This is a genomic window from Serratia sp. EWG9, from assembly GCF_019913725.1.
Lineage (GTDB): Bacteria > Pseudomonadota > Gammaproteobacteria > Enterobacterales > Enterobacteriaceae > Serratia > Serratia ureilytica.
The window spans coordinates 201932-227035 of record NZ_JADNRO010000008.1; the positions used below are offsets into that span (position 1 = coordinate 201932).

Here is a 25104-nt window from a genome sequence, read left to right on the forward strand (position 1 = left end):
GGAGATGGCCGAACCTCGTTTTATTCACCTGCGCGTCCATAGTGACTACTCCATGATTGATGGATTGGCCAAGACGGCGCCGCTGGTGAAAAGAGCCGCCGCGTTAGCCATGCCTGCTCTGGCAATCACCGATTTCACCAACCTGTGCGGGCTGGTGAAGTTCTACGGCAGCGCGCACGGCGCCGGGATCAAACCGATCATCGGCGCGGATTTCCATGTGCAAAGCGAAGTCTTGGGCGACGAACTCGCTCAACTGACGGTGCTGGCCAGCAACAACGAAGGCTACCAGAACCTGACGCTGCTGATTTCCCGCGCCTATCAGCGCGGCTACGGCGCCGCCGGCCCGATCATCGATCGCGACTGGCTGATTGAACATCGCGAAGGGCTGATCCTGCTTTCCGGCGCGCGTCAGGGCGACGTCGGCAAGTTCCTGCTGCGCGGCAACCAGGCGCAGGTGGATCAGTGTCTGGATTTCTACCAGCAATATTTCCCGGACTGCTACTACCTGGAGTTGATCCGCACCGGCCGCCCGGACGAAGAGAACTATCTGCATGCGGCGGTGGCGCTGGCCACCGAGCGCGGTTTGCCGGTGGTGGCCACCAACGACGTGCGTTTCCTGGTGGAAGATGACTTCGACGCTCATGAGATCCGCGTCGCCATCCACGACGGCTTTACGCTGGACGATCCCAAGCGGCCGCGCAACTACAGCCCGCAACAATACATGCGCAGCGAAGACGAGATGTGCGAGCTGTTCGCCGACATCCCGGAAGCGCTGCTGAACAGCGTCGAAATCGCCAAACGCTGTAACGTCACCATTCGCCTCGGCGAGTACTTCCTGCCGCAGTTCCCGACCGGCGATATGAGCACCGAGGATTTCCTGGTACTCAAATCGAAAGAGGGGCTGGAAGAGCGCCTCGAGTTCCTGTTCCCCGATCCTGAAGTGCGCGCGCAGCGCCGCCCGGAATACGACGAGCGTCTGGACGTCGAGCTGAAAGTGATCAACCAGATGGGGTTCCCCGGCTACTTCCTGATCGTGATGGAATTTATCCAGTGGTCGAAGGACAACAACGTGCCGGTGGGCCCAGGGCGAGGCTCCGGCGCCGGTTCGCTGGTGGCCTATGCGTTGAAAATCACCGACCTCGATCCGCTGGAATTCGACCTGCTGTTCGAACGCTTCCTGAACCCGGAACGTGTCTCGATGCCCGACTTCGACGTCGACTTCTGCATGGAGAAACGTGACCAGGTAATCGAGCACGTGGCGGAGATGTACGGCCGCGAAGCGGTATCGCAGATCATCACCTTCGGCACCATGGCGGCGAAAGCGGTTATCCGCGACGTAGGCCGCGTGTTGGGGCACCCGTACGGGTTCGTCGATCGCATCTCCAAACTGGTGCCGCCGGATCCGGGCATGACGCTGGAGAAAGCCTTCGCCGCCGAACCGCAGCTGCCGGAGATTTACGAGGCCGACGAAGAGGTCAAGGCGCTGATCGACATGGCGCGCAAGCTGGAAGGGGTGACGCGCAACGCCGGTAAACACGCCGGTGGCGTGGTGATCGCGCCGACCAAGATCACCGACTTCGCGCCGCTGTACTGCGATGCCGAAGGGAACCACCCGGTGACCCAGTTCGACAAGAACGACGTGGAATACGCCGGGCTGGTGAAGTTCGACTTCCTCGGTCTGCGCACCCTGACCATCATCGACTGGGCGCTGGAGATGATCAACGCCCGGCGCGCCAAGACCGGGCTGGAACCGATCGACATCGCCGCCATCCCGCTCGATGACAAGAAAAGCTTCGACATGCTGCAGCGTTCGGAAACCACGGCGGTGTTCCAGCTTGAATCGCGCGGCATGAAAGATTTGATCAAACGTCTGAAGCCCGACTGCTTCGAAGACATGATCGCACTGGTGGCGCTGTTCCGTCCGGGGCCGCTGCAGTCGGGCATGGTGGATAACTTCATCGACCGCAAACACGGCCGCGAAGAGATCTCCTACCCGGACATTCAGTGGCAGCATGAGTCGCTCAAGCCGGTGCTGGAGCCGACCTACGGCATCATCCTGTATCAGGAACAGGTGATGCAGATTGCCCAGGTGCTGGCCGGCTATACGCTGGGCGGCGCGGACATGCTGCGCCGTGCGATGGGTAAAAAGAACCCGGTCGAAATGGCCAAGCAGCGCGGCGGCTTTGAAGACGGCGCTAAAGCGCGCGGCATCGACGGCGAACTGTCGGTGAAAATCTTCGACCTGGTGGAGAAATTCGCCGGTTATGGCTTCAACAAATCGCACTCCGCCGCCTACGCGCTGGTGTCGTACCAGACGCTGTGGCTGAAGGCGCACTATCCGGCCGAGTTTATGGCGGCGGTGATGACCGCCGATATGGACAACACCGACAAAGTGGTGGGGCTGGTGGACGAATGCTGGCGCATGGGGCTGAAGATCCTGCCGCCGGACATCAACAGCGGCCTGTATCACTTCCACGTCAACGACGACGGCGAGATCGTTTACGGCATCGGCGCCATCAAGGGCGTGGGGGAAGGGCCGATCGAAGCCATTATCGAAGCGCGCAACAGCGGCGAGCAAGGTTATTTCAAAGACCTGTTCGATCTCTGCGCGCGCTCCGACATCAAGAAACTGAACCGCCGCATTCTGGAAAAACTGATCATGTCCGGGGCGTTCGATCGCCTTGGGCCACATCGCGCCGCGCTGATGAATTCGCTCGGCGACGCGTTGAAAGCGGCGGATCAGCATGCGAAAGCCGAAGCTATCGGCCAGGTGGACATGTTTGGCGTGCTGGCGGAAGCGCCGGAGCAGGTGGAGCAATCCTACGCCAACATCGCGCCCTGGCCGGAGCAGGTGGTGTTGGACGGTGAACGGGAAACGCTGGGGCTGTACCTGACCGGCCACCCGATCACCCAATACCTCAAGGAGATCGAACGTTACGCCGGTGGCCAGCGTTTGAAAGACATGCACCCGACGGATCGGGGCAAAATGACTACCGCCGTCGGGTTGGTGGTCGCCGCGCGGGTGATGGTGACCAAGCGCGGCAACCGCATCGGCATCTGTACGCTGGATGACCGTTCGGGCCGTCTGGAAGTGATGCTATTCACCGAAGCGTTAGAAAAATACCAGCATTTGTTGGAAAAAGACCGTATCCTTATCGCCAGTGGACAGGTCAGCTTTGATGACTTTAGCGGCGGGCTTAAAATGATGGCCCGCGAGGTAATGGACATCAGTGAAGCCCGGGAAAAATACGCTCGCGGGCTTGCTATCTCGCTGACTGACAGGCAAATTGATGACCAGCTTTTGAACCGTCTCCGTCAGTCGTTGGAACCCCATCGCTCGGGGACGATTCCAGTGCATCTCTACTATCAACGGGAAGATGCGCGAGCCAAGCTGCGTTTTGGCGCAACCTGGCGCGTGACGCCCACCGACCGCTTGTTGATAGACTTGCGGACGTTGGTAGGCAATGAGCAGGTGGACTTGGAATTTGACTAAAATAGGAATGCTATGAGTCTGAATTTTCTTGATTTTGAACAGCCGATTGCAGAGCTGGAAGCGAAAATTGACTCGCTGACTGCAGTCAGCCGTCAAGACGAAAAATTAGATATTAATCTGGACGAAGAGGTTCAGCGCCTGCGTGAAAAGAGCGTTGAGCTGACGCGCAAGATTTTTGCCGATCTTGGGGCCTGGCAGATTGCCCAATTGGCACGCCACCCGCGCCGTCCTTATACCCTGGATTATATCAAACACATCTTTACCGACTTCGAAGAGTTGGCGGGCGATCGCGCTTACGCCGACGACAAAGCGATCGTCGGGGGGATTGCGCGCCTGGATGGCCGCCCGGTGATGATCATCGGGCACCAGAAAGGCCGTGAGACCAAAGAGAAGATCCGCCGTAACTTCGGCATGCCGGCGCCGGAAGGCTACCGCAAGGCGCTGCGCCTGATGGAAATGGCCGCCCGCTTCAAAATGCCGATCATCACCTTTATCGATACCCCGGGCGCTTATCCGGGCGTGGGCGCGGAAGAACGCGGCCAGTCGGAAGCCATCGCGCGCAACCTGCGTGAGATGTCGCGCCTGAACGTACCGGTCATCTGCACCGTCATCGGTGAAGGCGGCTCAGGCGGCGCGCTGGCGATCGGCGTGGGCGACAAGGTGAACATGCTGCAGTACAGCACCTACTCGGTGATTTCGCCGGAAGGCTGCGCCTCCATCCTGTGGAAGAGCGCCGACAAGGCGCCGCTGGCCGCGGAAGCGATGGGCATCACCGCGCCGCGTCTGAAAGAGCTGAAGCTGATCGACTCGGTGATCCCGGAGCCGCTGGGTTCCGCGCACCGCGACGTGCCGGCGATGGCCGCCGCGCTGAAAGCGCAGCTGCTGGCCGATCTGAAAGATCTGGATGGCCTGAACGACGAAGAGTTGCTCAACCGCCGTTACCAGCGTCTGATGAACTACGGCTACTGCTGAGTTGCGATCTTCACGGTAATAAACCGCCTTCGGGCGGTTTTTTTTGGCTACACACCGCCGGATTTTCGTGGTGTTATAGAGACTTGGCCGTTAACTGACAGGAGCTGCCGATGAATATCATCGCCATCATGGGCCCGACGGGCGTCTACTACAAAGATGAGCCGATCCGCGAGCTCCACGCGGCGCTGGGTGCGATGGGATTCCAGCTGGTATACCCCAAAAACAGCGGTGACCTGCTGAAGCTGATCGAAGCTAATGCCCGCATCTGCGGCGTGATCTTCGACTGGGACGATTACAGCCTGGAGCTGTGCAGCGAGATCAACGAGCTGAACGAATACCTGCCGCTGTACGCCTTTATCAATACCCACTCCACCTTCGACGTCAGCCTGCATGAAATGCGCATGGTGCTCTATTTCTTCGAGTATGGCCTGAATGCGGCAGACGATATCGCGCAGCGCATCCAGCAATACACGGCGGAATACATCGACACCATTACGCCGCCGCTGACCAAGGCGCTGTTCAACTACGTGCGCGAAGGAAAGTACACCTTTTGCACGCCGGGCCACATGGCCGGCACCGCGTTCCAGAAAAGCCCGGTGGGCTGCCTGTTCTATGACTTCTTCGGCGCCAATACCCTGAAGGCCGACATCTCGATTTCGGTCACCGAGCTCGGGTCGCTGCTGGATCACACCGGCCCGCATTTGGAGGCCGAAGAGTACATCGCGCGCACCTTCAATGCCGAGCAGAGCTATCTGGTCACCAACGGCACCTCCACCGCCAACAAAATTGTCGGCATGTATTCAGCGCCGACGGGCAGCACGGTGCTGATCGACCGCAATTGCCACAAATCGCTGTGCCACCTGTTGATGATGAGCGATATCGTGCCGATCTATCTGCGCCCGCTGCGCAACGCCTACGGCATCCTCGGCGGCATTCCGCAGCGCGAGTTTACCCGCGCCAGCATCGCCGCCCGGGTGCAGGAGACCCCGAACGCCACCTGGCCGGTGCATGCGGTGATCACCAATTCCACCTATGACGGCCTGCTGTACAACACCGACTACATCAAGCAGACGCTGGAGGTGCCGTCGATCCACTTCGACTCCGCCTGGGTGCCTTACACCAACTTCCACCCGATTTACGACGGCAAGAGCGGCATGAGCGGCGATCGGGTGCCCGGCAAGGTTTTCTACGAAACTCAATCCACCCACAAGCTGCTGGCGGCCTTCTCGCAGGCCTCGATGATTCATATCAAGGGCGACTACGACGAGAGCACCTTCAACGAAGCCTACATGATGCACACCACCACTTCGCCGCACTACGGCATCGTGGCGTCGATGGAGACCGCCGCCGCCATGCTGCGCGGCAATCCGGGGCGCCGCTTGATCAACCGTTCGGTGGAGCGCGCGCTGCATTTTCGCCGTGAAGTGCAGCGGCTGCGCGAGGAAAGCGACAGCTGGTTCTTCGATATCTGGCAGCCGGAAGAGATCGATGAAGCGCAGTGCTGGCCGCTGGATCCGGACGATAACTGGCACGGTTTCGGCCAGACCGATCGCGATCATATGTATCTCGATCCGATAAAGGTGACGATCCTGACGCCGGGCATGAATGAACTGGGGGCGCTGGAGGAAGAGGGGATCCCGGCGGCGCTGGTGGCGAAGTACCTCGACGAGCGCGGCATCGTGGTGGAGAAGACCGGGCCGTACAACCTGCTGTTCCTGTTCAGCATCGGCATCGATAAAACCAAGGCGATGAGCCTGCTGCGCGGCCTGACCGACTTCAAGCGCGCCTACGATCTCAACCTGCGGGTGAAGAACATGCTGCCGGATCTGTACGCCGAGGATCCGGATTTCTATCGCCATATGCGCATCCAGGATCTGGCCGCCGGTATTCATCGCCTGATCTGCCAACACGATCTGCCGCGCCTGATGCAGCGGGCGTTTGACGTGCTGCCGGAAATGAAGCTGACGCCGCACCAGATGTTCCAGGAGCAGGTGCGCGGCAATGTGGAAACCTGCGAGCTGGATCAGTTGGTGGGCAAGGTGGCGGCCAATATGATACTGCCTTATCCGCCGGGCGTGCCGCTGGTGATGCCGGGGGAAATGATCACCGAAGAGAGCCGGGCGGTGCTCGATTTCCTGCTGATGCTGTGCTCGATCGGCGAGCGCTATCCCGGTTTTGAAACCGATATCCACGGCGCCAAGCTGACGGAAGACGGACGCTATCTGGTGAAGGTGCTGAAAGCCCCGCAGCCATAAGGCCATAATGCGCCCGGCGGTTTGGAAAGATGCGCCGGGCTTCCTCATTGACGGCCTCATCGCCGCCGGATACCGTGCACCATCAGAATGAACAGGAGAGGGTTTCTATGCTGGCATTACGTCAGGTGCATCACATCGCGATCATTGGGGCGGACTACGCCGCCAGTAAACATTTCTATTGCGACATTCTCGGCTTTACCCTGCTGAGTGAAGTTTACCGCGAGGAACGTGACTCCTGGAAAGCGGATCTGGCGCTCAACGGGCAATACACCCTCGAGCTGTTTTCTTTCCCTTCGCCGCCGGCCCGCGTCAGCCGCCCGGAGGCTTGCGGCCTGCGCCATCTGGCGTTCAGCGTTGACGATATCGAGCAGGCTATCGCCCATCTGCAGGCGGCCGGCGTCGCCTGCGAACCGGTACGCGTCGATCCTTATACTCAATCTCGTTTTACCTTTTTCAGCGATCCCGATGGTTTACCGTTAGAATTATACGAGAGTTAACGGCTTAATCGCCTCCCGGCGGCCACAGCCGGGGGCGATTATGCTATGATCGCGCCCTTGCCCCACATGCCTACAGAGTTATTTCCGCCATGCAAGAGCCTGCTTTTCGCGTCGGGGAGTGGCTGGTTACCCCTGCCGACAACACCATCAGCCGTAACGGCCGCCAGAAAACGCTGGAACCGCGCCTGATCGACATGCTGTGCTATTTCGCCCGGCACCCCGATGTGGTGTTGAGCCGCGACGAGCTGATCGATAGCGTTTGGAAGCGCAATATCGTCACTAATCACGTGGTGACCCAATGCATTTCAGAACTGCGCAAATACCTGAAAGACGGCGACAGCGACAGTCCGGAATACATTATCACCGTGCCTAAGCGCGGGTATAAGTTGGCGGCTTCGGTGATCTGGTGTGAAGACGGGGAGTCGCAGCCCGCCCCTGCGCCGGCGCCGCAGATTGCGGTGATCATGCATGAGCCGGAAGACGGCAGCGATGATGAAGACGATACGCCGTACGTGCCGCCGAGCCGGACCCGAACGCCGGTTGCCGCGCCCGGCGAAAAGCAGCCGCGCTTCTATCGCCGCTCGACGTTCTGGGTGTGGCTGGCGTTTCTGGCGGCGCTCAGCGTCTGCGTGGCGTTTGTCGGCATCGCCACGCTGTCGCAGCGCGTGCCGGTATCGACCATGCCGGTGCTGCTCAATCCGCGCGATATCGATATCCGCATCCAGGGCGGCGAGAGCTGCAGCAACTGGATGCCGCAGCTCTCCTATGTGGTGGGCGTCAGCGAGCTGATCACCGATTCGCTCAACACCTACTCGACCTTCCTGGTGCACGACCAAACCAATTACAACTATTCCGGCCCCAGCAACTCGGGCAAGTCGCTGTATATCGAGTTCGTCAATCAGCGCCACTACCGCGCCCAGCAGTGTTTTCTGTCCGTGCGGCTGGTGGATAACGCCGACAGCTCAATCATGTTGGACAAGCGTTACTTCATTACCGCCGATAACCAGCTGAAGATCCAAAGCGACTTCCTCTCCAGCCTGTCCGCCGCGCTGAAACAGCCCTGGCCGCCGCAGCTGGAACAGCGTCTGGCGCAGCTGCTGCCGGACAACGGGCCGCTGCTGCAGCGCTTCTACCAGGCGCATCAATTGTTGATCCATGGCGACGCCGATTCGTTGACTCGCGCCAGCGCGCAGTTGAGCGAGCTGATTAAAAGCGCGCCGAATTTCCACTACCTGCTGGCGGAAAAAGCGCTGGTGGATGTGCTGCGCAACTCTTATCAACCGTTCGACAGCCAGGGGCTGGCGCAATTGCGCGCCGATATCAGCCATCTGGCGACGATCCCCGAATTGAAAAATACGCCGATCGTGCAGCAAGTTCTGGCGGTTGATGCGCTGGCGCAGGGACGTATTGACGATGCGCACCGGGCGATCGAGCTGGGGATTGAGTTGCAAATGTCGTGGCTGAATTATGTGCTGCTGGGCAAAGTGTATGAAATGCAGGGGCAGAATCATTTGGCGGCGGATTCTTATATTACCGCGTTCAACCTGCGCCCCGGTGAAGATACCTTGCATTGGATCACCAATGGCGTATTCCAGACGTCATTGACCAACGTGGTGCCTTATTTAAATAACTATCAGCGCCAATAATTCACCAGAACCACGCCGCCATTATTCTCAGGGAATTCCGGCGGCGTTATTTATTGGTGAAGACATGTTGCGCCATTGTGTTATTTTGCTGCGCAATATCGTTCCTTTTCTGCCGTTTGTTATTCGTGATTAACCTGGTTATTATCCTGTTTTTTAACGATGTTTATCTTTTCTTTAGCTTACCTTTTTATCTTGATGTGTTAATCAAAAACCTCAGATTATCATTTGTATGATCATGAGCGTAATCTCACTTTATCTTTAGGACTTTATTTCTGCCGATGGTTAGCATCCTGACTATCAAGCCGGCTCATTAAAATCTTTTATTTATGGGTGTGGCTTATAAGAAACGTAAATCAGGAGAAACTGACCATGGCTTCACCCAAGAAAATAGGGCTTATTGCCTGCACCGGCGTAGTCGCCGGTAATATGATGGGGAGCGGGATTGCCTTATTGCCCGCCAACCTGGCGAGTCTCGGATCCATCGCCATTTGGGGATGGGTGATCTCGATTATCGGGGCGATGTCGCTGGCCTACGTGTACGCCCGCCTCGCGACCAAAAACCCGCAGCAGGGCGGCCCTATCGCCTACGCCGGTGAAATTTCCCCGGCGTTCGGCTTCCAGACCGGCGTGCTTTATTACCATGCCAACTGGATCGGCAACCTGGCCATCGGCATTACCGCCGTTTCTTATCTCTCCACCTTCTTCCCGGCGTTGAACAACCCGGTGCCTGCCGGCATCGCCTGTATCGCCATCGTGTGGATCTTCACCTTCGTCAACATGCTGGGCGGGACCTGGGTCAGCCGCTTGACCACCCTGGGCCTGGTGCTGGTGCTGATCCCGGTGATCGTAACCGCTACCCTCGGCTGGCACTGGTTTGACGCCGCCACCTACCAGGCTAACTGGAATACCTCCGGCACCACCGACAGCCATGCGGTCATCAAAAGTATTCTGCTGTGCCTGTGGGCGTTCATCGGCGTGGAATCCGCGGCGGTCAGCACCGGCATGGTGAAAAACCCGAAACGCACCGTGCCGCTGGCGACCATGCTTGGCACCGGTTTGGCGGGCATCATCTACATCGCCGCCACCCAGGTGATCAGCGGCATGTTCCCGGCGTCTGAAATGGCCGCCAGCGGTGCGCCGTTCGCCATCAGCGCCTCGGCGATTATGGGCAACTGGGCGGCACCGATGGTTTCCGCCTTCACCGCCTTTGCCTGCCTGACCTCGCTCGGGTCATGGATGATGCTGGTCGGCCAGGCCGGGGTGCGCGCCGCCAACGACGGCAACTTCCCGAAAGTGTACGGCGAGCTGGATAAAAACGGCATTCCGAAAAAAGGCCTGCTGCTCGCGAGCTGCAAAATGACCGCGCTGATGGTGCTGATCACCCTGATGAGCTCCGCCGGCGGCAAGGCTTCCGATCTGTTCGGCGAGCTGACCGGCATCGCGGTGCTGCTGACCATGCTGCCTTACTTCTACTCCTGCGTAGACCTGATTCGCTTCGAAGGGGTCAACGTGCGCAACCTGCTGAGCCTGATCGCTTCGGTGTGCGGCTGCGGCTTCTGCTTTATCGCGCTGATGGGCGCCAACTCTTTCGAACTGTCCGGCACCTTTATCATCAGCCTGATTATCCTGATGTTCTACGCCCGGAAAATGAATACCCGCCAGGCTGCCAATGCAGCGGCGGTCGATGAAAACACCACGGCCAAAGCGCACTGATTCGCGTCCGCTGACCGACTGAATTTACCCAGCCCCTTTCTTTCCGACCTGTCAGCCGCGACGGGAAGGGGCTTGCTTTGCCAGGAGAAATGCATATGAACGTTATCGCCATCATGAATCACATGGGTGTCTACTTCAAAGAAGAGCCTATCCGTGAACTGCATCAGGCGCTGGAAAGTCTGGATTTCCGCATCGTTTACCCTAACGATCGCGAAGACCTGCTGAAACTGATCGAGAACAACGCCCGTCTGTGCGGGGTGATCTTCGACTGGGACAAATACAATCTGGAGCTGTGCGAAGAGATCAGCCAGCTGAACGAATACATGCCGCTGTACGCATTCGCCAACACCTATTCCACGTTGGACGTCAGCCTGAACGATCTGCGCATGCAGGTGCGCTTCTTCGAGTATGCGCTCGGCGCGGCAACCGACATCGCCGCCAAGATCAAACAGAACACCGACGAGTATATCGACACCATCCTGCCGCCGTTGACCAAGGCGCTGTTCAAATACGTGCGCGAAGGCAAATACACCTTCTGTACGCCGGGCCACATGGGCGGCACCGCGTTCCAGAAAAGCCCGGTGGGCAGCCTGTTCTACGATTTCTTCGGCTCGAACACCATGAAGTCGGATATTTCGATTTCGGTGTCCGAGCTTGGGTCGCTGCTGGATCACTCCGGCCCGCACAAAGAGGCGGAAGAGTACATTTCCCGCGTGTTCAACGCCGAACGCAGCTACATGGTGACCAACGGCACCTCCACCGCCAACAAGATCGTCGGCATGTATTCGGCGCCGGCGGGCAGCACGGTGCTGATTGACCGTAACTGCCACAAGTCGCTGACTCACCTGATGATGATGAGCGACATCACGCCGATCTACTTCCGCCCGACCCGCAATGCCTACGGCATCCTCGGCGGCATTCCGCAGAGCGAGTTCCAGCGCGCCACCATCGCCAAACGCGTGAAGGAGACCCCGAACGCCACCTGGCCGGTGCATGCGGTGATCACCAACTCCACCTATGACGGCCTGCTGTACAACACCGACTTTATCAAGAACACTCTGGACGTGAAGTCGATCCATTTCGACTCCGCCTGGGTGCCTTACACCAACTTCCATCCGATCTATAAAGGCAAGTGCGGCATGAGCGGCGGCCGCGTAGAGGGCAAGGTGATCTATGAAACCCAGTCCACCCACAAACTGTTGGCGGCCTTCTCGCAGGCTTCGATGATTCATGTGAAGGGCGATATCAACGAAGAAACCTTCAACGAAGCCTACATGATGCACACCACCACTTCGCCGCACTACGGCATCGTGGCGTCGACCGAAACCGCCGCGGCGATGATGAAAGGTAACGCCGGCAAGCGCCTGATCAACGGCTCTATCGAGCGCGCGATCAAGTTCCGCAAAGAGATCAAACGCCTGAAAGTCGAGTCCGACGGCTGGTTCTTCGACGTCTGGCAGCCGGAGCATATCGATGAGCCGGAATGCTGGCCGCTGCGCTCCGACAGCGCCTGGCACGGTTTCAAGAACATCGACAACGAACACATGTATCTGGACCCGATCAAGGTCACTATCCTGACCCCGGGGATGAGCAAGGAAGGCGAGATGCAGCCGTTCGGCATCCCGGCCAGCATCGTGGCGAAATACCTCGACGAGCGCGGCATCATCGTCGAGAAAACCGGGCCTTACAACCTGCTGTTCCTGTTCAGCATCGGCATCGATAAAACCAAGGCGCTCAGCCTGCTGCGCGCGATGACCGACTTCAAACGCTCGTTCGATCTGAACCTGCGGGTGAAAAACATGCTGCCTTCGCTGTATCAGGAAGCGCCTGATTTCTATGAAAACATGCGCATTCAGGATCTGGCGCAGAACATTCACCGCCTGGTGGAGCAACACAACCTGCCGGACCTGATGTACCGCGCGTTCGAAGTGCTGCCAACCATGGTGATGAATCCGTACCAGGCGTTCCAGAAAGAGCTGCACGGCGAAGTGGAAGAGGTCTATCTGGAAGAGATGGTCGGTAAGGTCAACGCCAACATGATCCTCCCATACCCGCCGGGCGTGCCGCTGGTGATGCCGGGCGAGATGCTGACCGAAGAGAGCCGGCCGGTGCTGGAATTCCTGCAGATGCTGTGCGAAATCGGCGCGCATTATCCGGGCTTTGAAACCGACATTCACGGCGCCTATCGTCAGGCGGACGGACGTTATCGGGTGAAAGTGCTGAAGGCGAAATAACCGCAGCCAATAAGAGGGGAGGCGCTCGCGCTTCCCCTTTGTCGTTCACCGACTGATGGGAGACCACCATGAAAACACCCTCACAGCCGCGCGCAATCTACTATGTCGTAGCGATACAAATTTGGGAATATTTCAGCTTTTACGGCATGCGTGCGTTATTGATCCTCTATCTGACCCACCAACTCGGCTATACCGACAGCCACGCCATCGATCTCTACAGCGCTTACGCTTCGTTAGTTTACGTCACTCCTATTCTTGGCGGCTGGCTCGCCGACCGCCTGCTGGGCAACCGCGTCGCGGTGATCGCCGGCGCGGCGCTGATGACCCTGGGACATATCGTGCTTGGCCTGAGCGCGGTCTCCGCCCAGTCGCTCTATCTGGCGCTGGCGATCATCATCTGCGGCTACGGCCTGTTCAAATCCAATATCAGCTGCCTGCTGGGCGAGCTGTATCCGGCGCAGGACTCGCGCCGCGAAGGGGGCTTCTCACTGCTGTACGCCGCCGGCAACGTCGGATCTATTCTGGCGCCGATCGCCTGCGGGTTGGCGGCCGAGCGCTATGGCTGGCACGTCGGCTTTGCGTTGGCTGGGATAGGCATGTTCGCCGGTCTGGTGATTTTTCTGCTGGGCGGACGCCATTTCCGCCACACACGCGGCGTGAATGCACCGCTGATGCGCGCCAGGAGCCTGGGCCTGCCGCACTGGGGATGGCTGCTGGCGGCGTTGCTGGCGTCGCCGCTGTTCTTCACGCTGCTGTTTGAACGCGGCTGGGCCGGCTATTTGCTCGGGTTGGTGTGCGTGGCGGCGGTGGCGCTGGTGGCGCGCATTATGCTGCGTGCGGACGCCGGCCAGCGCCGGGGGCTGTGGCAGATCATCGTACTGATGCTGCTGGGCACGCTGTTCTGGGCTTTTGCCCAGCAGGGCGGCAGCTCCATCAGCCTGTTTATCGATCATTTCGTTGACCGGCGCTGGTTCGGCTGGACGGTGCCGACCGCGCTGTTCCAGTCGGTTAACGCCTGCGCGGTGATGCTGGGCGGCGTGGCGCTGGCCTGGCTGGCGAGCGGCGATGGCGATCGCACGCTGCGCATCTGGTGCAAGTTCGCCTTCGGTCTGCTGTTGATCGGCGTCGGCTTTACGCTGATGGCGCTCAATACGCGGCTGCACGGGCCGGGATCGATGGGGCTGATGATCGCCGGTTTGGCGGTGATGGGCTTTGCCGAACTGTTTATCGATCCGGTGGCGATGGCGCAGATCACCCGGCTGAATATCCCCGGCGCCACCGGCGTGTTGACCGGCATCTATATGTTGGCGACCGGTTCGATCGCCAACTATCTGGCGGGCATTATCGCCAATCAGACCGCCGAGGATCACATCGAAGGGGCGGCGATGCAGGCGTATGGCCGCATTTTCGCCCAGATCGGCTGGGGAGCGGCCGGATGTGCGCTGGCGGTGATCGCGGTGCTGGGCGGCTGGTGGCTGCTGACGCGACGCCAGGCCCGGACGGTTAATGCTTGATTGATGGCGGTAGGCGGGGTTAACGTGCAGCTATGTAGAAGTGACAAAGCCTACCGATGGATACTGATCAATTAACGACGCAGGTGGCGGACCAGCTGGGCGCGCAGCAGCGGCTGCTGGTGGCGTTTAGCGGCGGCCTGGATTCCAGCGTGCTGCTGCATCTGCTGGCGGCGTTGCGCCGCCAACGTCCGGCGCTGCAGCTGCGCGCGTTGCACGTGCATCATGGCCTGAGCGCCTTTGCCGACCGTTGGGTTGAGCATTGCCGCAGCCGGTGCGCCGAGTGGCGGATCCCGCTGACGGTGATGCACGTGCAGGTGGATGCCCGCCAGGGCGGCATCGAAGCGGCGGCGCGTGCGGCGCGCTATGCCGCTTTCAGCACAGCATTGGCGGAGGGCGAAGCGCTGCTCACCGCCCAACACCTTGACGATCAAAGCGAAACCTTCCTGTTGGCGCTCAAGCGCGGCAGCGGGCCGGCGGGGTTGTCGGCGATGGCGGCGCGCGCCACGCTGGGCGAGCACCTGCTGTTGCGGCCGCTGCTGGGCTGCTCGCGTCAAACGCTGGAAAATTACGCACAACGCCACGGCTTGGCCTGGATAGACGACGACAGCAATCAGGACACGCGCTTCGATCGCAATTTCCTGCGGTTGCAGGTGTTGCCGCAGCTCAATCAACGTTGGCCGCACTTCGCCTCGGCGGTGGCGCGCAGCGCCAGCCTGTGCGCCGAACAGGAACAATTGTTGGACGAGCTGCTGGCGGAACCGCTGCAAAGCCTGTTGGCGGCGGATCGCTCATTGGCGATCGACGGTTTGACGGCCTGTTCGCCGGTGCGGCGCTTCGCTCTGTTGCGGCGCTGGATCGCATTGTTCAACGTTACCATGCCGGCGCGTGAGCAGTTGCAGCGTCTGTGGGAGGAGGTGGCGCTCAGCCGGGAAGATGCCGAACCGCAGCTGCAGCTCGGCGCCTATCAGATCCGCCGTTTCCGAGGCCGATTGCACCTGTTGCCGCCGCTGGCGGCGCTGCGCGATGTGCATCTGCCCTGGCAGCCTGACGAGACGCTGACGTTGCCGGACGGGCTGGGGCAGTTGGTTGCCGGTGAGGGCGATCTGGCGCTGCGCGCGCCGCTGCCATCGCAGCAGATTAGCATTCGTTTCGGCGGTGTACAGGGCGCGGTGCGCATCGTGGGGCGCGCCCATTCGCGGCCGATAAAAAAACTGTGGCAGGAGCTGGGTATTCCTCCCTGGCAGCGTGAACGCATCCCGTTGATTTATTATGATGAGCAGCTGATCGCCGCGCTGGGCGTATTCGTCTGTGAGGCGGGGCAGGTGCCGGAAGGCGAATGCCCGTGGCGGCTGCGCTGGGAAAAAAATCATAATCGTGAGGAGCAATGATGAAGTTTGTGGAAATCGCGCTGTTGGCCGCCGGCCTGTTCAGCCTGCCGGCGTTGGCGGCGGGGGATGCGGCCGCCGGTCAGGCCAAAGCCGCCGCGTGCGCGGCCTGCCACGGCGCGCAGGGCAAGGTGACGGTGCCGATGTACCCGAATCTGGCCGGGCAGAACGCCATGTACCTGCAGCACGCGTTGCAGGCGTATAAGAAAGGGGAGCGCAACGGCGGCCAGGCCGAGGTGATGAAAGCCTATGTGTCGGGATTGTCGGATGACGATATCGCCGATCTGGCGGCTTATTACGCCAGCCTGAAGCCCTAAATGACGAGGGCAGCCGTTGGGCTGCCCTGTTGGGATGGGGTTACCGCTGCTCAGTCCGACAGACTGACGACCACGGTACCGATTTCCGGATGACTGAAACTGCTGATATGGTCCAGACGCAGGTCGCGCTGCTGGCCGTTCTGTTCGATGGTCAGATACTCAACGCGTTTCTTTTGCAGCAGGTCGATCGCCTTGGCCTCGATCACTTCTCCGTCGCGTAACTCCAGCTTCAGAATAAGTTTATGCTGACAGGCGAGTTCCAGGTTGTCGTAGTCATCGCAATTGATGGGTTGGTACTCATCATTCATCAACATAGTCGCTCACCAATAAGTTAGCGGCGGCAAAGGCCGCCTGTTCCCTAACGGAGGACGGTAGCGCGTGGTTCGCTGCGACATCGTCCAATGCCTTTAACGCACAAGCCAGCGCATCAGGCACGTAGCCAAGATCTCCACTGCCAATCTCGGCGTAAGTACGGCGTACTAACTCACAGTATTGTTGCACAGTTTCCTCCCTTAAGAACCTCTGCATCATCAAGACTACTATCGCGATGAGGCGCAGGCTCTCGGAGTTTTATCCTATCCTAGACGACTATAGCACAGCTGTTATGGAGTTATCAGCACCCCGGCACGCCTTTCGCACTGCCGCAGCCTGGCCGCGCTGGCGGGGTTTGGCCCTGATCAAGTACACTGTCGCCGGATAATAATGAGGTCACCCATGGCGCTGAAAGCAACCATTTATAAAGCCGCGGTCAATATTGCTGATATGGATCGTCACTTCTACCACGACGCCACGCTGACGCTGGCGCAACACCCGTCCGAAAATGAGCAGCGCATGATGCTGCGCCTGTTGGCCTGGATCTGTCACGCCGACGAGCGGCTGGTGTTCACCAAAGGGCTGAGCGCCGACGACGAGCCGGAGATCTGGCAGCGCAACGACCACAACGGGCTGGAAATGTGGATCGAGATGGGATTGCCCGACGAGAAACGCATCCGCAAGGCCTGCAACCAGTCGCCGCGCGTGGTCTTGTACGCTTACGGCGAGCGCGCCGCGCACGTTTGGTGGCAGGCGATGCAGGGAAAAGTGGCCGGCTACAAGAACCTGAGCGTGCGCTTCCTCGATGACGAACAGCTGGCGCGCCTGACGGCGCTGGCCAGCCGCACCATGACGCTGCAGGCAACGCTGCAGGAGGGAACTATTTGGCTGTCTGATGCTCAGAATAGTCTGGAAATCCAGTTTGCCGAGTGGCAGCAGGCACAGGTGTGACCGGTGCTGGAACTGTCAAGAAACGTAGCCATACCGGATAATGAGCTGGAATTGACGGCGATCCGCGCGCAGGGCGCGGGTGGCCAGCACGTGAACAAAACCTCAACGGCGATCCATTTGCGCTTTGACATCCGGGCATCCAGCCTGCCAGAGTATTATAAGGAAAGGCTGCTGGCGCTGAATCATCATCTCATTACCGCTGATGGCGTAGTGATTATCAAGGCGCAAGAGTATCGCAGTCAGGAATTGAATCGCGAAGCGGCGTTGGCCAGATTGGTCGCGCTGATTCAGCAGGCGATGGTGGTGGAAAAAATGCGCAAGGCGACCAAGCCGACCAAAGGGGCAAAATTGCGCCGTTTGGAAGGCAAGGCGCGTAAGGGCGCCACCAAGGCGCTGCGTGGCAAGGTTCGCACTTAGGAATACATGAACACAGTAGGAGAATAACTGTGAAGAAAATTACGGTAGCCCTGTTCTTGGCGGCAGGCGCACTCTCGTTGTTGGGATGCAACAATCATTATCAACCGAAGGAACAACCGCTGCAGGCGATGCCGCAGAGTTATCAAGGGCTGTTGCCTTGCGCCGATTGCGGCGGGCTGGATACGGCGCTGTTCCTGGATGAGGACGGCACCTTTGTGCTGCAGGAAACTTATCGCGGCACCAAAGACGGCGATCAGACCTTCGCCGACTACGGCAAATGGGCGCGCACCGCGGATAAGCTGGTGCTGACTGACAGCACCGGGGAAAAACGCTACTTCCGCCCGGTGGGCAAGAGTCTTGAGATGCTGGATCGCAGCGGCGCGCCGATCGCCTCCAAGCTGAATTATCGTCTGGAGCCGGTCGAGAAGCCATTGCCTAAAACGCCGATGGTGATGAAAGGCAGCTACACCTATATGGCCGACGCGGCGGTGTTCAAAGATTGCGCCACCGGCATCACGTTCCCGGTGGATAACAACATCGCGCTGGAGCAAGGTTACGCCAAAGCCAATAAGAATGCCGGTGAGCCGGTGTTTCTGACTTTCAACGCGCACTTCAGCGTGCAGCCGTCGATGGAAGAGGGGCAGATAGAGAAGGCGGTGGTGCCGGACGGTAAAATCGCGTTCGACCGCAGTAAAAGCTGCAGCAACAACTAACTTCCCCTGTCCCCATGGACATAAAAAAACCCGCCTAGGCGGGTTTTTTATTCGCTGACGCTCGGTGTTTAGCGTTTGATCTGGCCCAGCAGGAAATCAACGATTTCACCGGTTTTGATCATGTGCTTCTCGCCGACGCGGCGGTTTTTGTACTCGATCTCTTCGTTGTCGAGGTTACGGTCGCCGATAACGATAGAGTGCGGCACGCCGATCAGCTCCATATCCGCGAACATCACGCCCGGGCGCTCTTTGCGGTCATCGAGGATCACGTCGATGCCGTGGGAGCGCAGGGTGTTGTACAGCTCTTCGGCCAGCGCCTGCACGCGGAACGACTTGTGCATGTTCATCGGCAGAATAGCGACCTGGAACGGCGCGATGGCGTCTGGCCAGATAATGCCGCGTTCGTCGTGGTTCTGCTCGATGGCGGCGGCCACGACGCGCGTCACCCCGATGCCGTAGCAACCCATGGTCAGCACCTGGTTGCGGCCGTCTTCACCCTGTACGGTCGCTTTCATCGCTTCCGAATACTTGGTGCCGAGCTGGAAGATATGGCCCACTTCGATGCCGCGTTTGATCAGCAGCGTGCCCTGACCGTCCGGGCTGGCGTCGCCTTCCACCACGTTACGGATGTCGGCCACCTGCGGCAGCGGCAGATCCCGCTCCCAGTTGATGCCGAAGTAGTGTTTGCCGTCGACGTTGGCGCCGGCGCCAAAGTCGCTCATCGCCGCCACGCTGCGGTCGGCAACCACCGGCATCTGCAGCTTGACCGGGCCGAGGGAACCCGGGCCGGCGCCGACGATGGCGCGGATCTCTTCTTCAGTGGCGAAGGTCAGCGGCGCGGCAACCTGCGCCAGCTTCTCGGCCTTGATTTCGTTCAGCTCGTGATCGCCGCGCACCAGCAGGGCGACCAGTTTATGGCCGCTCTCTTCGGTGGCGCGCACCATCAGCGTCTTCACGGTTTTTTCCACCGGCAGCTGGAATTGCTCCACCAGCTCGGCGATGGTTTTGGCGTTTGGCGTATCCACCAGGCGCAGCTCTTCGCTGGCCGCCGCGCGCGGCGCTGCCGGAGCGACCGCTTCCGCCAGCTCGATGTTGGCGGCGAAGTCGGAACCGGTGGAGAACACGATATCGTCTTCACCGCTGTCTGCCAGCACCTGGAATTCGTGCGACGCACTGCCGCCGATCGAGCCGGTATCGGCCTGCACCGGGCGGAAATCCAGGCCCATGCGGCTGAAGATTTTGCTGTACGCTTCGTACATCGCGTCGTAAGTCTCCTGCAGAGACTCCTGCGAGGTATGGAAGGAGTAGGCATCCTTCATCAGGAACTCACGGGAACGCATCACGCCGAAACGTGGGCGCACTTCATCACGGAACTTGGTCTGGATCTGGAAGAAGTTCAGCGGCAGCTGCTTGTACGAGCTGATCTCGTTGCGGATCAGATCGGTGATCACTTCTTCATGCGTCGGGCCCAGCACGAAAGGACGGTCGCCGCGGTCGACGAAGCGCAGCAGCTCGGGGCCGTATTGCTCCCAACGGCCGCTTTCCTGCCACAGGTCGGCAGGCTGAACCACCGGCATGGACACTTCGATCGCGTTAGCATTGTTCATTTCTTCGCGAACGATGTTTTCAACCTTTTTCAGAACGCGCAGGCCGGTCGGCAGCCAGGTGTAAAGACCGGAGGCCAGCTTGCGGATCATCCCGGCGCGCAGCATCAGCTGGTGGCTGATCACTTCGGCGTCGGCAGGTGTCTCCTTCAGAGTGGAGAGCAGATATTGGCTAGTACGCATGGTGTTTTGGTTCCGTTAGAACTGCAAATTGCATCGGGCTGCCAGAGTGGCGGCCAAAAAGTGATTTAGTTTACCAGCGCGAGCGGGTCGCCAAAAGAGAGGCGGCGGAATTTTAACGCGGGTCGAGCGACAGCACTTCGGTGTGGCCGTCCACGACGCGCCAGCGCACGTTGAAATCCAGCAGCCAGACGGCGTAATCCCGTTCGACGTCCTCTCCTTTACGATAGGCGGGACGGGGGTCCTGTGCCAGCACCTGGCTGATAAAACGCCTTAATTGCGGGTAGCGCGCCTGATGTTGCTGCAGCTGCTGTTCCGCCTGCGGCGCGAAACGCACCGGCATATCGCCGGCGGGCGCGGCCTGGGCAAAGCCTGCGCGGGCCTGCGGTTGGCTCTCGGCGAACGGCAGATAAGGCTTGATGTCCACCACCGGGGTGCCGTCGACCAGATCGAGGCTGCCCAGTTCCAGCGCCACTTCCCCGTTTTTCACCCGTACGCCTTTGAGCTCAATGAGCGACATGCCGAGCGGGTTGGGACGGAAGGTGGAGCGGGTGGCGAACACGCCCATGCGGGCATTGCCGCCTAAACGCGGTGGGCGTACCGTCGGGCGCCAGCCGCCTTCCATGGTTTGATGGAAAATGAACATCACCCACAGATGGCTGAAATCGCTGAGACCGCGAACCGCTTCTGCCTGGTTGTAGGGCGGCAGCAGCAGCAGTTCGCCGCCACCGTCTTCGACCAGCCCCGGTTGGCGGGGCACGGCGAATTTCTCTTTATAAGGCGAGCGGATCACGCCGATCTGCTCAAAAACGAATTCGGTCATTTAGACGAGACGTTAAGCGCCGAGCCCTGGCAAACGGCCTGCTGGTAACAACCGGCGACGCCGCTGACAATCTGGCAGTCGTGCAGCAGCACGGCGTTGGCCTTCATGTAAGACGCACGGATTTGCATGCGTTTACGGGCGGTAGCCAGATTCGGTGGGGAGTCTTGTACGGTGGTTTGGCACGATTCGCCGGACACTTCACCCAGATCGCGGAATGGTTTACCCACGAGTTCTTCTGCACTTTTATACAGTTTTACCGGAGCGGGGCGGGCGGCCGGCGTGGTCTTGGCCGGGGCGGTCGTGGTCGGCTTGCTGGTGCTGTTTGTTGAGGATGGCGCGATACGTTGCGATGAACATCCGGCCAGCGCGAGCGCTAACAAACAGAGAGGTAAAACACGCATTGAGATTCCTCTGCCTTAATGAAAGTGGCGCTATTGAAGCAATCTATGGCGGAAATAACAAGACGGGCCTTGGCCCGTCTTGCAATTATAGGAATAAAATTGGTGAATAAGCGCTTACCAGCCTTTCACGGCACCGCCGTTGAAGATTTTGTTGGCGGCGGCGTCAACTTCGTCAGACTGGTAGGCCTGGACGAATTTCTTCACGTTTTCCGCGTCTTTATTATCTTCGCGCGCAACCAGCAGGTTGACGTAAGGCGAGTCTTTATCTTCCACAAACAGACCGTCTTTCGCCGGCGTCAGGCCGATCTGGCTGGCATAGGTGGTGTTGATCACCGCCAGCGCGATCTGCTGATCGTCCAGAGAGCGCGGCAGCTGAGGGGCTTCCAGCTCAACCAGCTTCAGGTTTTTCGGGTTCTCGGTCACGTCCAGTACGGTCGGCAGCAGGCCAACGCCGTCTTTCAGTTTAATCAGACCGACTTTCTGCAGCAGCAGCAGCGAACGGCCCAGGTTGGTCGGATCGTTCGGCAGTGCGATCTGAGAACCCTCTTTCAGTTCGTCCAGCGATTTGATTTTCTTGGAGTAACCGGCGATCGGGTAAACAAAGGTGTTGCCGACCGGCACCAGCTTGTAGCCGCGATCTTTGATCTGCTGATCCAGATAAGGTTTGTGCTGGAAGGCGTTCAGGTCGATATCGCCTTTGCTCAGCGCTTCGTTAGGCAGCACGTAGTCGTTGAAGGTGACTAGCTCAACGTCCAGACCGTATTTCTCTTTCGCCACTTTCTGCGCCACTTCGGCCACTTGCTGTTCAGCGCCGACGATCACGCCGACCTTGATGTGGTTTGGATTCTTTTCATCCTGGCCGCAGCCCGCCAGAGCCAGAGTGCCGATCAGTGCGCCAATTGTCGCGATGGATTTAAATGTTAACGACATATCCCTTCCTCATTAGACTCGCATTAATATGCTGTGAAACTATTTATGGGTAACGGCTTTGACGATGCGATCGCCGCAGAATTGGATCAGATAAACCAAAACTACCAGTAATACTAATACGGTATTCATAACTGTGGCGTTATAACCGATATAACCGTATTGGTAACCGATTTGGCCCAGGCCGCCGGCGCCGACCGCGCCGCCCATGGCGGAGTAGCCCACCAGGGTGATCAGGGTGATGGTCGCGGCGTTGACCAGGCCAGGCAGGGCTTCCGGCAGCAACACTTTCTTGATGATCTGCATCGGCGTGGCGCCCATGGCGCGCGCCGCTTCCACCAGACCGGACGGGATCTCCAGCAGGGCGTTTTCCACCATGCGCGCGATGAACGGCGCGGCGCCAACGGTCAGCGGCACGATCGCCGCTTGCAGACCGATCGAGGTGCCGACGATCATGCGGGTAAACGGAATCATCCAAACCAACAGGATAATGAACGGGATGGAACGGAAGATGTTCACCAGCCCGGACAGGATCTTATACAGCGAATTGTTGGCGATGATCTGCCCCGGGCGGGTGACATACAGCAGCACGCCTACCGGCAGGCCGAGCACGAAACCGAAAAAGCCGGAGACAAAGGTCATCATGACGGTTTCCCACACGCCACGCGCCATCAACCACATCATTGCCTCAGACATAACCCAGAACCTCTACTTTTACCTGATTTTCTTGCAGGAACTTAATCGTTGCCAGCGCGTCTTCGTCGCTGCCGTGCAGCTCCGCCAGCATCACGCCGAATTTCACGCCGCCGGCATAATCCATCTGGGCGCTGATAATGTTGTTGTTCACGTTGAAGCGGCGAGCGGCTTCAGACAGCAGCGGCGCATCGACCGACTGACCGGTGAACTCCAGGCGCAGCAGCGGCTGACGGTCTCCCTGACGCTCCGGCGACAGGCGCGCGGCGTAGTCGTCCGGGATATCCAGATGCAGCGTGGACTGAATGAACTGTTGGGCCAGCGGCGTTTTCGGGTGCGAGAACACTTCGCTGACGCTGTCTTTTTCGATCAGCTGCCCCTGGCTGATGACCGCGACCTGGTCGCAGATGCGTTTCACCACGTCCATTTCATGGGTGATGAGCAGAATGGTCAGGCCCAGACGGCGGTTGATGTCTTTCAGCAGTTCCAGGATGGAACGGGTGGTGGCCGGATCCAGCGCGCTGGTGGCCTCGTCGCAAAGCAGCACTTTAGGGTTGCTGGCCAGCGCGCGCGCGATCGCCACACGCTGTTTCTGGCCGCCGGACAGGTTGGCCGGGTAGGCGTCGTGCTTGTCCGCCAGGCCGACCAGTTCCAGCAGTTCGGTCACGCGCTTTTTGATCTCGGCGCGCGGCGTATTGTCCAGCTCCAGCGGCAACGCCACGTTGCCGAACACCGTACGGGAAGAGAGCAGGTTAAAGTGCTGGAAGATCATGCCGATTTGGCGACGGGCGCGCGTCAGTTCGCTTTCCGACAGAGACGTCAGATCCTGGCCATCGACCAGCACCTGGCCGGAGGTGGGGCGCTCAAGCATGTTGGCGCAGCGGATCAGCGTGCTTTTACCGGCGCCGGAGGAACCGATGACGCCATAGATTTGCCCGGCAGGAACGTGAAGGGTCACGTCAGAGAGCGCGGTAATGGTGCGCGAACCCTGCTGGAACACTTTAGTGATGTTAGAAAGTTTAATCATATTCTTCTTATTTTAGCGTGGTTGCCCGTGGCTAGATAAAAGTAAACCTCGGCGTGGAACCAAGGTATGCCTCAGATGTTAAGGCGTCTAGACGTCTAAGTCAACGGCCAACGACGTTCTCCGGCGTTCTCAGCGTGGGGTAAAACATGCGATACTGTCAGCGTATACAGGCCCTCAGGAGCAAAGCGGTGACACAAAGCGTTCCAGCAATTTTTCTCGATCGTGACGGCACGATTAATGTTGACCATGGCTATGTCCATGAAATCGACAACTTCCACTTTATTGACGGCGTGATCGACGCCTGTCGCGAGCTCAAAAAGATGGGCTTCGCGCTGGTGATGGTGACCAACCAGTCCGGCATTGCGCGCGGCAAGTTCAGCGAAGACCAGTTTATGTACCTGACCGAGTGGATGGACTGGTCGCTGGCCGATCGCGACGTCGACTTCGACGGCATCTATTTCTGCCCGCATCATCCGGAGGCGGCAGTAGAAGAGTATCGCCAGGTGTGCGACTGCCGTAAGCCGCAGCCGGGCATGTTGCTGCAAGCGCAGCAGGAATTGAACATCGATATGGCCGCTTCTTATATGGTGGGCGATAAACCGGAAGACATGCAGGCGGCGATCGCGGCCGGCGTCGGCACCAAGGTGCTGGTGCGTACCGGCAAGCCGGTGACGGAGCAGGGCGAAAAGCTGGCCGATTGGGTGCTAAACAGCCTGGCGGACCTGCCGGCAGCCATCAAAAAGCGGGTTTAATAGGCGTTACGAATGAATAGTGAGCGGTCAGATAAAAAATGCATATTAACGCTTGTCATTCTGAACCGGCTCCCTATAATGCGCCTCCATCGACACGGAACATGTGAACAACTTCACAGAGTATCCGGGGGTCGCAGAGAAAAAATCCTGAAAATTAGGGTTGACTCTGAAAGAGGAAGGCGTAATATACGCCACCTCGAGTTAGCAAGCGAAAGCGCCTAACTCACTGCTCTTTAACAATTTATCAGACAATCTGTGTGGGCACTCCACAAGACGAT

The 25104-nt window shown here is 59.1% G+C and carries 22 protein-coding genes; 14 read left to right on the forward strand and 8 right to left on the reverse strand.

The window, feature by feature from the left end; translation table 11 throughout:
* The first annotated feature begins 4 nt into the window (after positions 1 to 4).
* The 10 genes from dnaE to ITX55_RS18340 all read left to right on the forward strand — a co-directional run bounded on the left by dnaE (position 5) and on the right by ITX55_RS18340 (position 16026).
* Positions 5 to 3493 carry a DNA polymerase III subunit alpha gene (gene dnaE / locus ITX55_RS18295; RefSeq protein ID WP_033652500.1) on the forward strand — a complete coding sequence of 1163 codons (3489 nt, stop codon included), beginning with the start codon at positions 5 to 7 and terminating at the stop codon, positions 3491 to 3493.
* A 12-nt stretch (positions 3494 to 3505) separates the two neighbouring features.
* Positions 3506 to 4465 carry an acetyl-CoA carboxylase carboxyl transferase subunit alpha gene (gene accA, locus ITX55_RS18300; RefSeq protein ID WP_004931972.1) on the forward strand — a complete coding sequence of 320 codons (960 nt, stop codon included), beginning with the start codon at positions 3506 to 3508 and terminating at the stop codon, positions 4463 to 4465.
* 110 nt (positions 4466 to 4575) lie between these two features.
* Positions 4576 to 6720 (forward strand): lysine decarboxylase LdcC, encoded by a 2145-nt coding sequence (locus ITX55_RS18305; RefSeq protein WP_147838285.1) that lies wholly within the window; start codon positions 4576 to 4578, stop codon positions 6718 to 6720.
* Positions 6721 to 6827: 107 nt separating this feature from the next.
* Positions 6828 to 7217, forward strand: a complete 390-nt coding sequence (locus tag ITX55_RS18310) for a VOC family protein (protein WP_042785261.1) — start codon at positions 6828 to 6830, stop codon at positions 7215 to 7217.
* Between the two features lie 89 nt (positions 7218 to 7306).
* The gene (gene cadC / locus ITX55_RS18315) at positions 7307 to 8863 is read left to right on the forward strand and encodes a lysine decarboxylation/transport transcriptional activator CadC (protein WP_089192189.1); all 1557 of its coding nucleotides are present in this window, start codon (positions 7307 to 7309) and stop codon (positions 8861 to 8863) included.
* 369 nt (positions 8864 to 9232) lie between these two features.
* Positions 9233 to 10576, forward strand: a complete 1344-nt coding sequence (gene cadB / locus ITX55_RS18320; protein ID WP_033644886.1) for a cadaverine/lysine antiporter — start codon at positions 9233 to 9235, stop codon at positions 10574 to 10576.
* A gap of 95 nt (positions 10577 to 10671) precedes the next feature.
* On the forward strand, positions 10672 to 12810 hold the full coding sequence (gene cadA, locus ITX55_RS18325) for a lysine decarboxylase CadA (protein WP_108681828.1): 2139 nt from the start codon (positions 10672 to 10674) through the stop codon (positions 12808 to 12810).
* 68 nt (positions 12811 to 12878) lie between these two features.
* The gene (dtpD, locus tag ITX55_RS18330; RefSeq protein ID WP_060660317.1) at positions 12879 to 14324 is read left to right on the forward strand and encodes a dipeptide permease DtpD; all 1446 of its coding nucleotides are present in this window, start codon (positions 12879 to 12881) and stop codon (positions 14322 to 14324) included.
* Between the two features lie 56 nt (positions 14325 to 14380).
* Positions 14381 to 15712, forward strand: a complete 1332-nt coding sequence (tilS, locus tag ITX55_RS18335; RefSeq protein ID WP_223085277.1) for a tRNA lysidine(34) synthetase TilS — start codon at positions 14381 to 14383, stop codon at positions 15710 to 15712.
* Positions 15712 to 16026 carry a c-type cytochrome gene (locus tag ITX55_RS18340; RefSeq protein WP_025304017.1) on the forward strand — a complete coding sequence of 105 codons (315 nt, stop codon included), beginning with the start codon at positions 15712 to 15714 and terminating at the stop codon, positions 16024 to 16026. Before tilS ends, ITX55_RS18340 begins: the two co-directional genes overlap by 1 nt.
* Positions 16027 to 16076: 50 nt before the next feature.
* Here the strand turns inward: ITX55_RS18340 and rof are convergent, their stop codons facing one another.
* Both rof and ITX55_RS18350 read right to left on the reverse strand, forming a co-directional pair.
* Positions 16077 to 16340 carry a Rho-binding antiterminator gene (gene rof, locus ITX55_RS18345; protein ID WP_004931991.1) on the reverse strand — a complete coding sequence of 88 codons (264 nt, stop codon included), beginning with the start codon at positions 16338 to 16340 and terminating at the stop codon, positions 16077 to 16079.
* A complete protein-coding gene (locus ITX55_RS18350) occupies positions 16327 to 16527 on the reverse strand; it encodes a YaeP family protein (RefSeq protein ID WP_033652508.1) in 201 nt (66 codons plus the stop codon). The genes rof and ITX55_RS18350 overlap by 14 nt, the downstream gene beginning before the upstream one ends.
* A 213-nt stretch (positions 16528 to 16740) precedes the next feature.
* On the opposite strand from ITX55_RS18350, the gene ITX55_RS18355 reads away from it, so the two are divergent.
* From ITX55_RS18355 to nlpE, 3 genes are read left to right on the forward strand one after another with little or no spacing between them, the layout of a single operon-like run.
* Positions 16741 to 17289, forward strand: coding sequence for a YaeQ family protein (locus tag ITX55_RS18355; RefSeq protein WP_033644891.1), 549 nt, complete (start codon positions 16741 to 16743; stop codon positions 17287 to 17289).
* Positions 17290 to 17292: 3 nt separating this feature from the next.
* Positions 17293 to 17706 (forward strand): alternative ribosome rescue aminoacyl-tRNA hydrolase ArfB, encoded by a 414-nt coding sequence (gene arfB, locus ITX55_RS18360; protein WP_033644893.1) that lies wholly within the window; start codon positions 17293 to 17295, stop codon positions 17704 to 17706.
* Positions 17707 to 17735: 29 nt separating this feature from the next.
* Positions 17736 to 18419, forward strand: a complete 684-nt coding sequence (gene nlpE, locus ITX55_RS18365) for an envelope stress response activation lipoprotein NlpE (protein WP_033644894.1) — start codon at positions 17736 to 17738, stop codon at positions 18417 to 18419.
* 68 nt (positions 18420 to 18487) lie between these two features.
* On the opposite strand, the gene proS is transcribed toward nlpE, so the two are convergent.
* From proS to metN, 6 genes are all read right to left on the reverse strand, one after another.
* Positions 18488 to 20206, reverse strand: coding sequence for a proline--tRNA ligase (gene proS / locus ITX55_RS18370; RefSeq protein WP_108681825.1), 1719 nt, complete (start codon positions 20204 to 20206; stop codon positions 18488 to 18490).
* Between the two features lie 112 nt (positions 20207 to 20318).
* A complete protein-coding gene (gene tsaA, locus ITX55_RS18375; RefSeq protein ID WP_033644898.1) occupies positions 20319 to 21026 on the reverse strand; it encodes a tRNA (N6-threonylcarbamoyladenosine(37)-N6)-methyltransferase TrmO in 708 nt (235 codons plus the stop codon).
* The gene (rcsF, locus tag ITX55_RS18380) at positions 21023 to 21427 is read right to left on the reverse strand and encodes an Rcs stress response system protein RcsF (protein ID WP_025304011.1); all 405 of its coding nucleotides are present in this window, start codon (positions 21425 to 21427) and stop codon (positions 21023 to 21025) included. Before rcsF ends, tsaA begins: the two co-directional genes overlap by 4 nt.
* Before the next feature lie 114 nt (positions 21428 to 21541).
* Positions 21542 to 22357, reverse strand: a complete 816-nt coding sequence (locus ITX55_RS18385) for a MetQ/NlpA family lipoprotein (protein ID WP_033644900.1) — start codon at positions 22355 to 22357, stop codon at positions 21542 to 21544.
* A 39-nt stretch (positions 22358 to 22396) separates the two neighbouring features.
* Complete coding sequence (locus ITX55_RS18390; RefSeq protein WP_004932010.1) at positions 22397 to 23050, reverse strand: methionine ABC transporter permease MetI; 654 nt, start codon at positions 23048 to 23050, stop codon at positions 22397 to 22399.
* Positions 23043 to 24074 carry a methionine ABC transporter ATP-binding protein MetN gene (metN, locus tag ITX55_RS18395; RefSeq protein ID WP_004932012.1) on the reverse strand — a complete coding sequence of 344 codons (1032 nt, stop codon included), beginning with the start codon at positions 24072 to 24074 and terminating at the stop codon, positions 23043 to 23045. The genes ITX55_RS18390 and metN overlap by 8 nt, the downstream gene beginning before the upstream one ends.
* Positions 24075 to 24262: 188 nt before the next feature.
* Here metN and gmhB point away from each other — a divergent pair, with 188 nt between their 5' ends.
* Complete coding sequence (gene gmhB, locus ITX55_RS18400; RefSeq protein WP_025304009.1) at positions 24263 to 24826, forward strand: D-glycero-beta-D-manno-heptose 1,7-bisphosphate 7-phosphatase; 564 nt, start codon at positions 24263 to 24265, stop codon at positions 24824 to 24826.
* Positions 24827 to 25104: the final 278 nt, after the last annotated feature.

What these genes read in the sequence shown, in the direction of transcription:
- dnaE (WP_033652500.1), top strand. Translation starts at nt 5, where the DNA reads ATGGCCGAACCTCGTTTTATTCACCTGCGCGTCCATAGTGACTACTCC.
- accA (WP_004931972.1), top strand. Translation starts at nt 3,506, where the DNA reads ATGAGTCTGAATTTTCTTGATTTTGAACAGCCGATTGCAGAGCTGGAA.
- ITX55_RS18305 (WP_147838285.1), top strand. Translation starts at nt 4,576, where the DNA reads ATGAATATCATCGCCATCATGGGCCCGACGGGCGTCTACTACAAAGAT.
- ITX55_RS18310 (WP_042785261.1), top strand. Translation starts at nt 6,828, where the DNA reads ATGCTGGCATTACGTCAGGTGCATCACATCGCGATCATTGGGGCGGAC.
- cadC (WP_089192189.1), top strand. Translation starts at nt 7,307, where the DNA reads ATGCAAGAGCCTGCTTTTCGCGTCGGGGAGTGGCTGGTTACCCCTGCC.
- cadB (WP_033644886.1), top strand. Translation starts at nt 9,233, where the DNA reads ATGGCTTCACCCAAGAAAATAGGGCTTATTGCCTGCACCGGCGTAGTC.
- cadA (WP_108681828.1), top strand. Translation starts at nt 10,672, where the DNA reads ATGAACGTTATCGCCATCATGAATCACATGGGTGTCTACTTCAAAGAA.
- dtpD (WP_060660317.1), top strand. Translation starts at nt 12,879, where the DNA reads ATGAAAACACCCTCACAGCCGCGCGCAATCTACTATGTCGTAGCGATA.
- tilS (WP_223085277.1), top strand. Translation starts at nt 14,381, where the DNA reads ATGGATACTGATCAATTAACGACGCAGGTGGCGGACCAGCTGGGCGCG.
- ITX55_RS18340 (WP_025304017.1), top strand. Translation starts at nt 15,712, where the DNA reads ATGAAGTTTGTGGAAATCGCGCTGTTGGCCGCCGGCCTGTTCAGCCTG.
- rof (WP_004931991.1), bottom strand. Translation starts at nt 16,340, where the DNA reads ATGTTGATGAATGATGAGTACCAACCCATCAATTGCGATGACTACGAC.
- ITX55_RS18355 (WP_033644891.1), top strand. Translation starts at nt 16,741, where the DNA reads ATGGCGCTGAAAGCAACCATTTATAAAGCCGCGGTCAATATTGCTGAT.
- proS (WP_108681825.1), bottom strand. Translation starts at nt 20,206, where the DNA reads ATGCGTACTAGCCAATATCTGCTCTCCACTCTGAAGGAGACACCTGCC.
- tsaA (WP_033644898.1), bottom strand. Translation starts at nt 21,026, where the DNA reads ATGACCGAATTCGTTTTTGAGCAGATCGGCGTGATCCGCTCGCCTTAT.
- rcsF (WP_025304011.1), bottom strand. Translation starts at nt 21,427, where the DNA reads ATGCGTGTTTTACCTCTCTGTTTGTTAGCGCTCGCGCTGGCCGGATGT.
- ITX55_RS18385 (WP_033644900.1), bottom strand. Translation starts at nt 22,357, where the DNA reads ATGTCGTTAACATTTAAATCCATCGCGACAATTGGCGCACTGATCGGC.
- ITX55_RS18390 (WP_004932010.1), bottom strand. Translation starts at nt 23,050, where the DNA reads ATGTCTGAGGCAATGATGTGGTTGATGGCGCGTGGCGTGTGGGAAACC.
- metN (WP_004932012.1), bottom strand. Translation starts at nt 24,074, where the DNA reads ATGATTAAACTTTCTAACATCACTAAAGTGTTCCAGCAGGGTTCGCGC.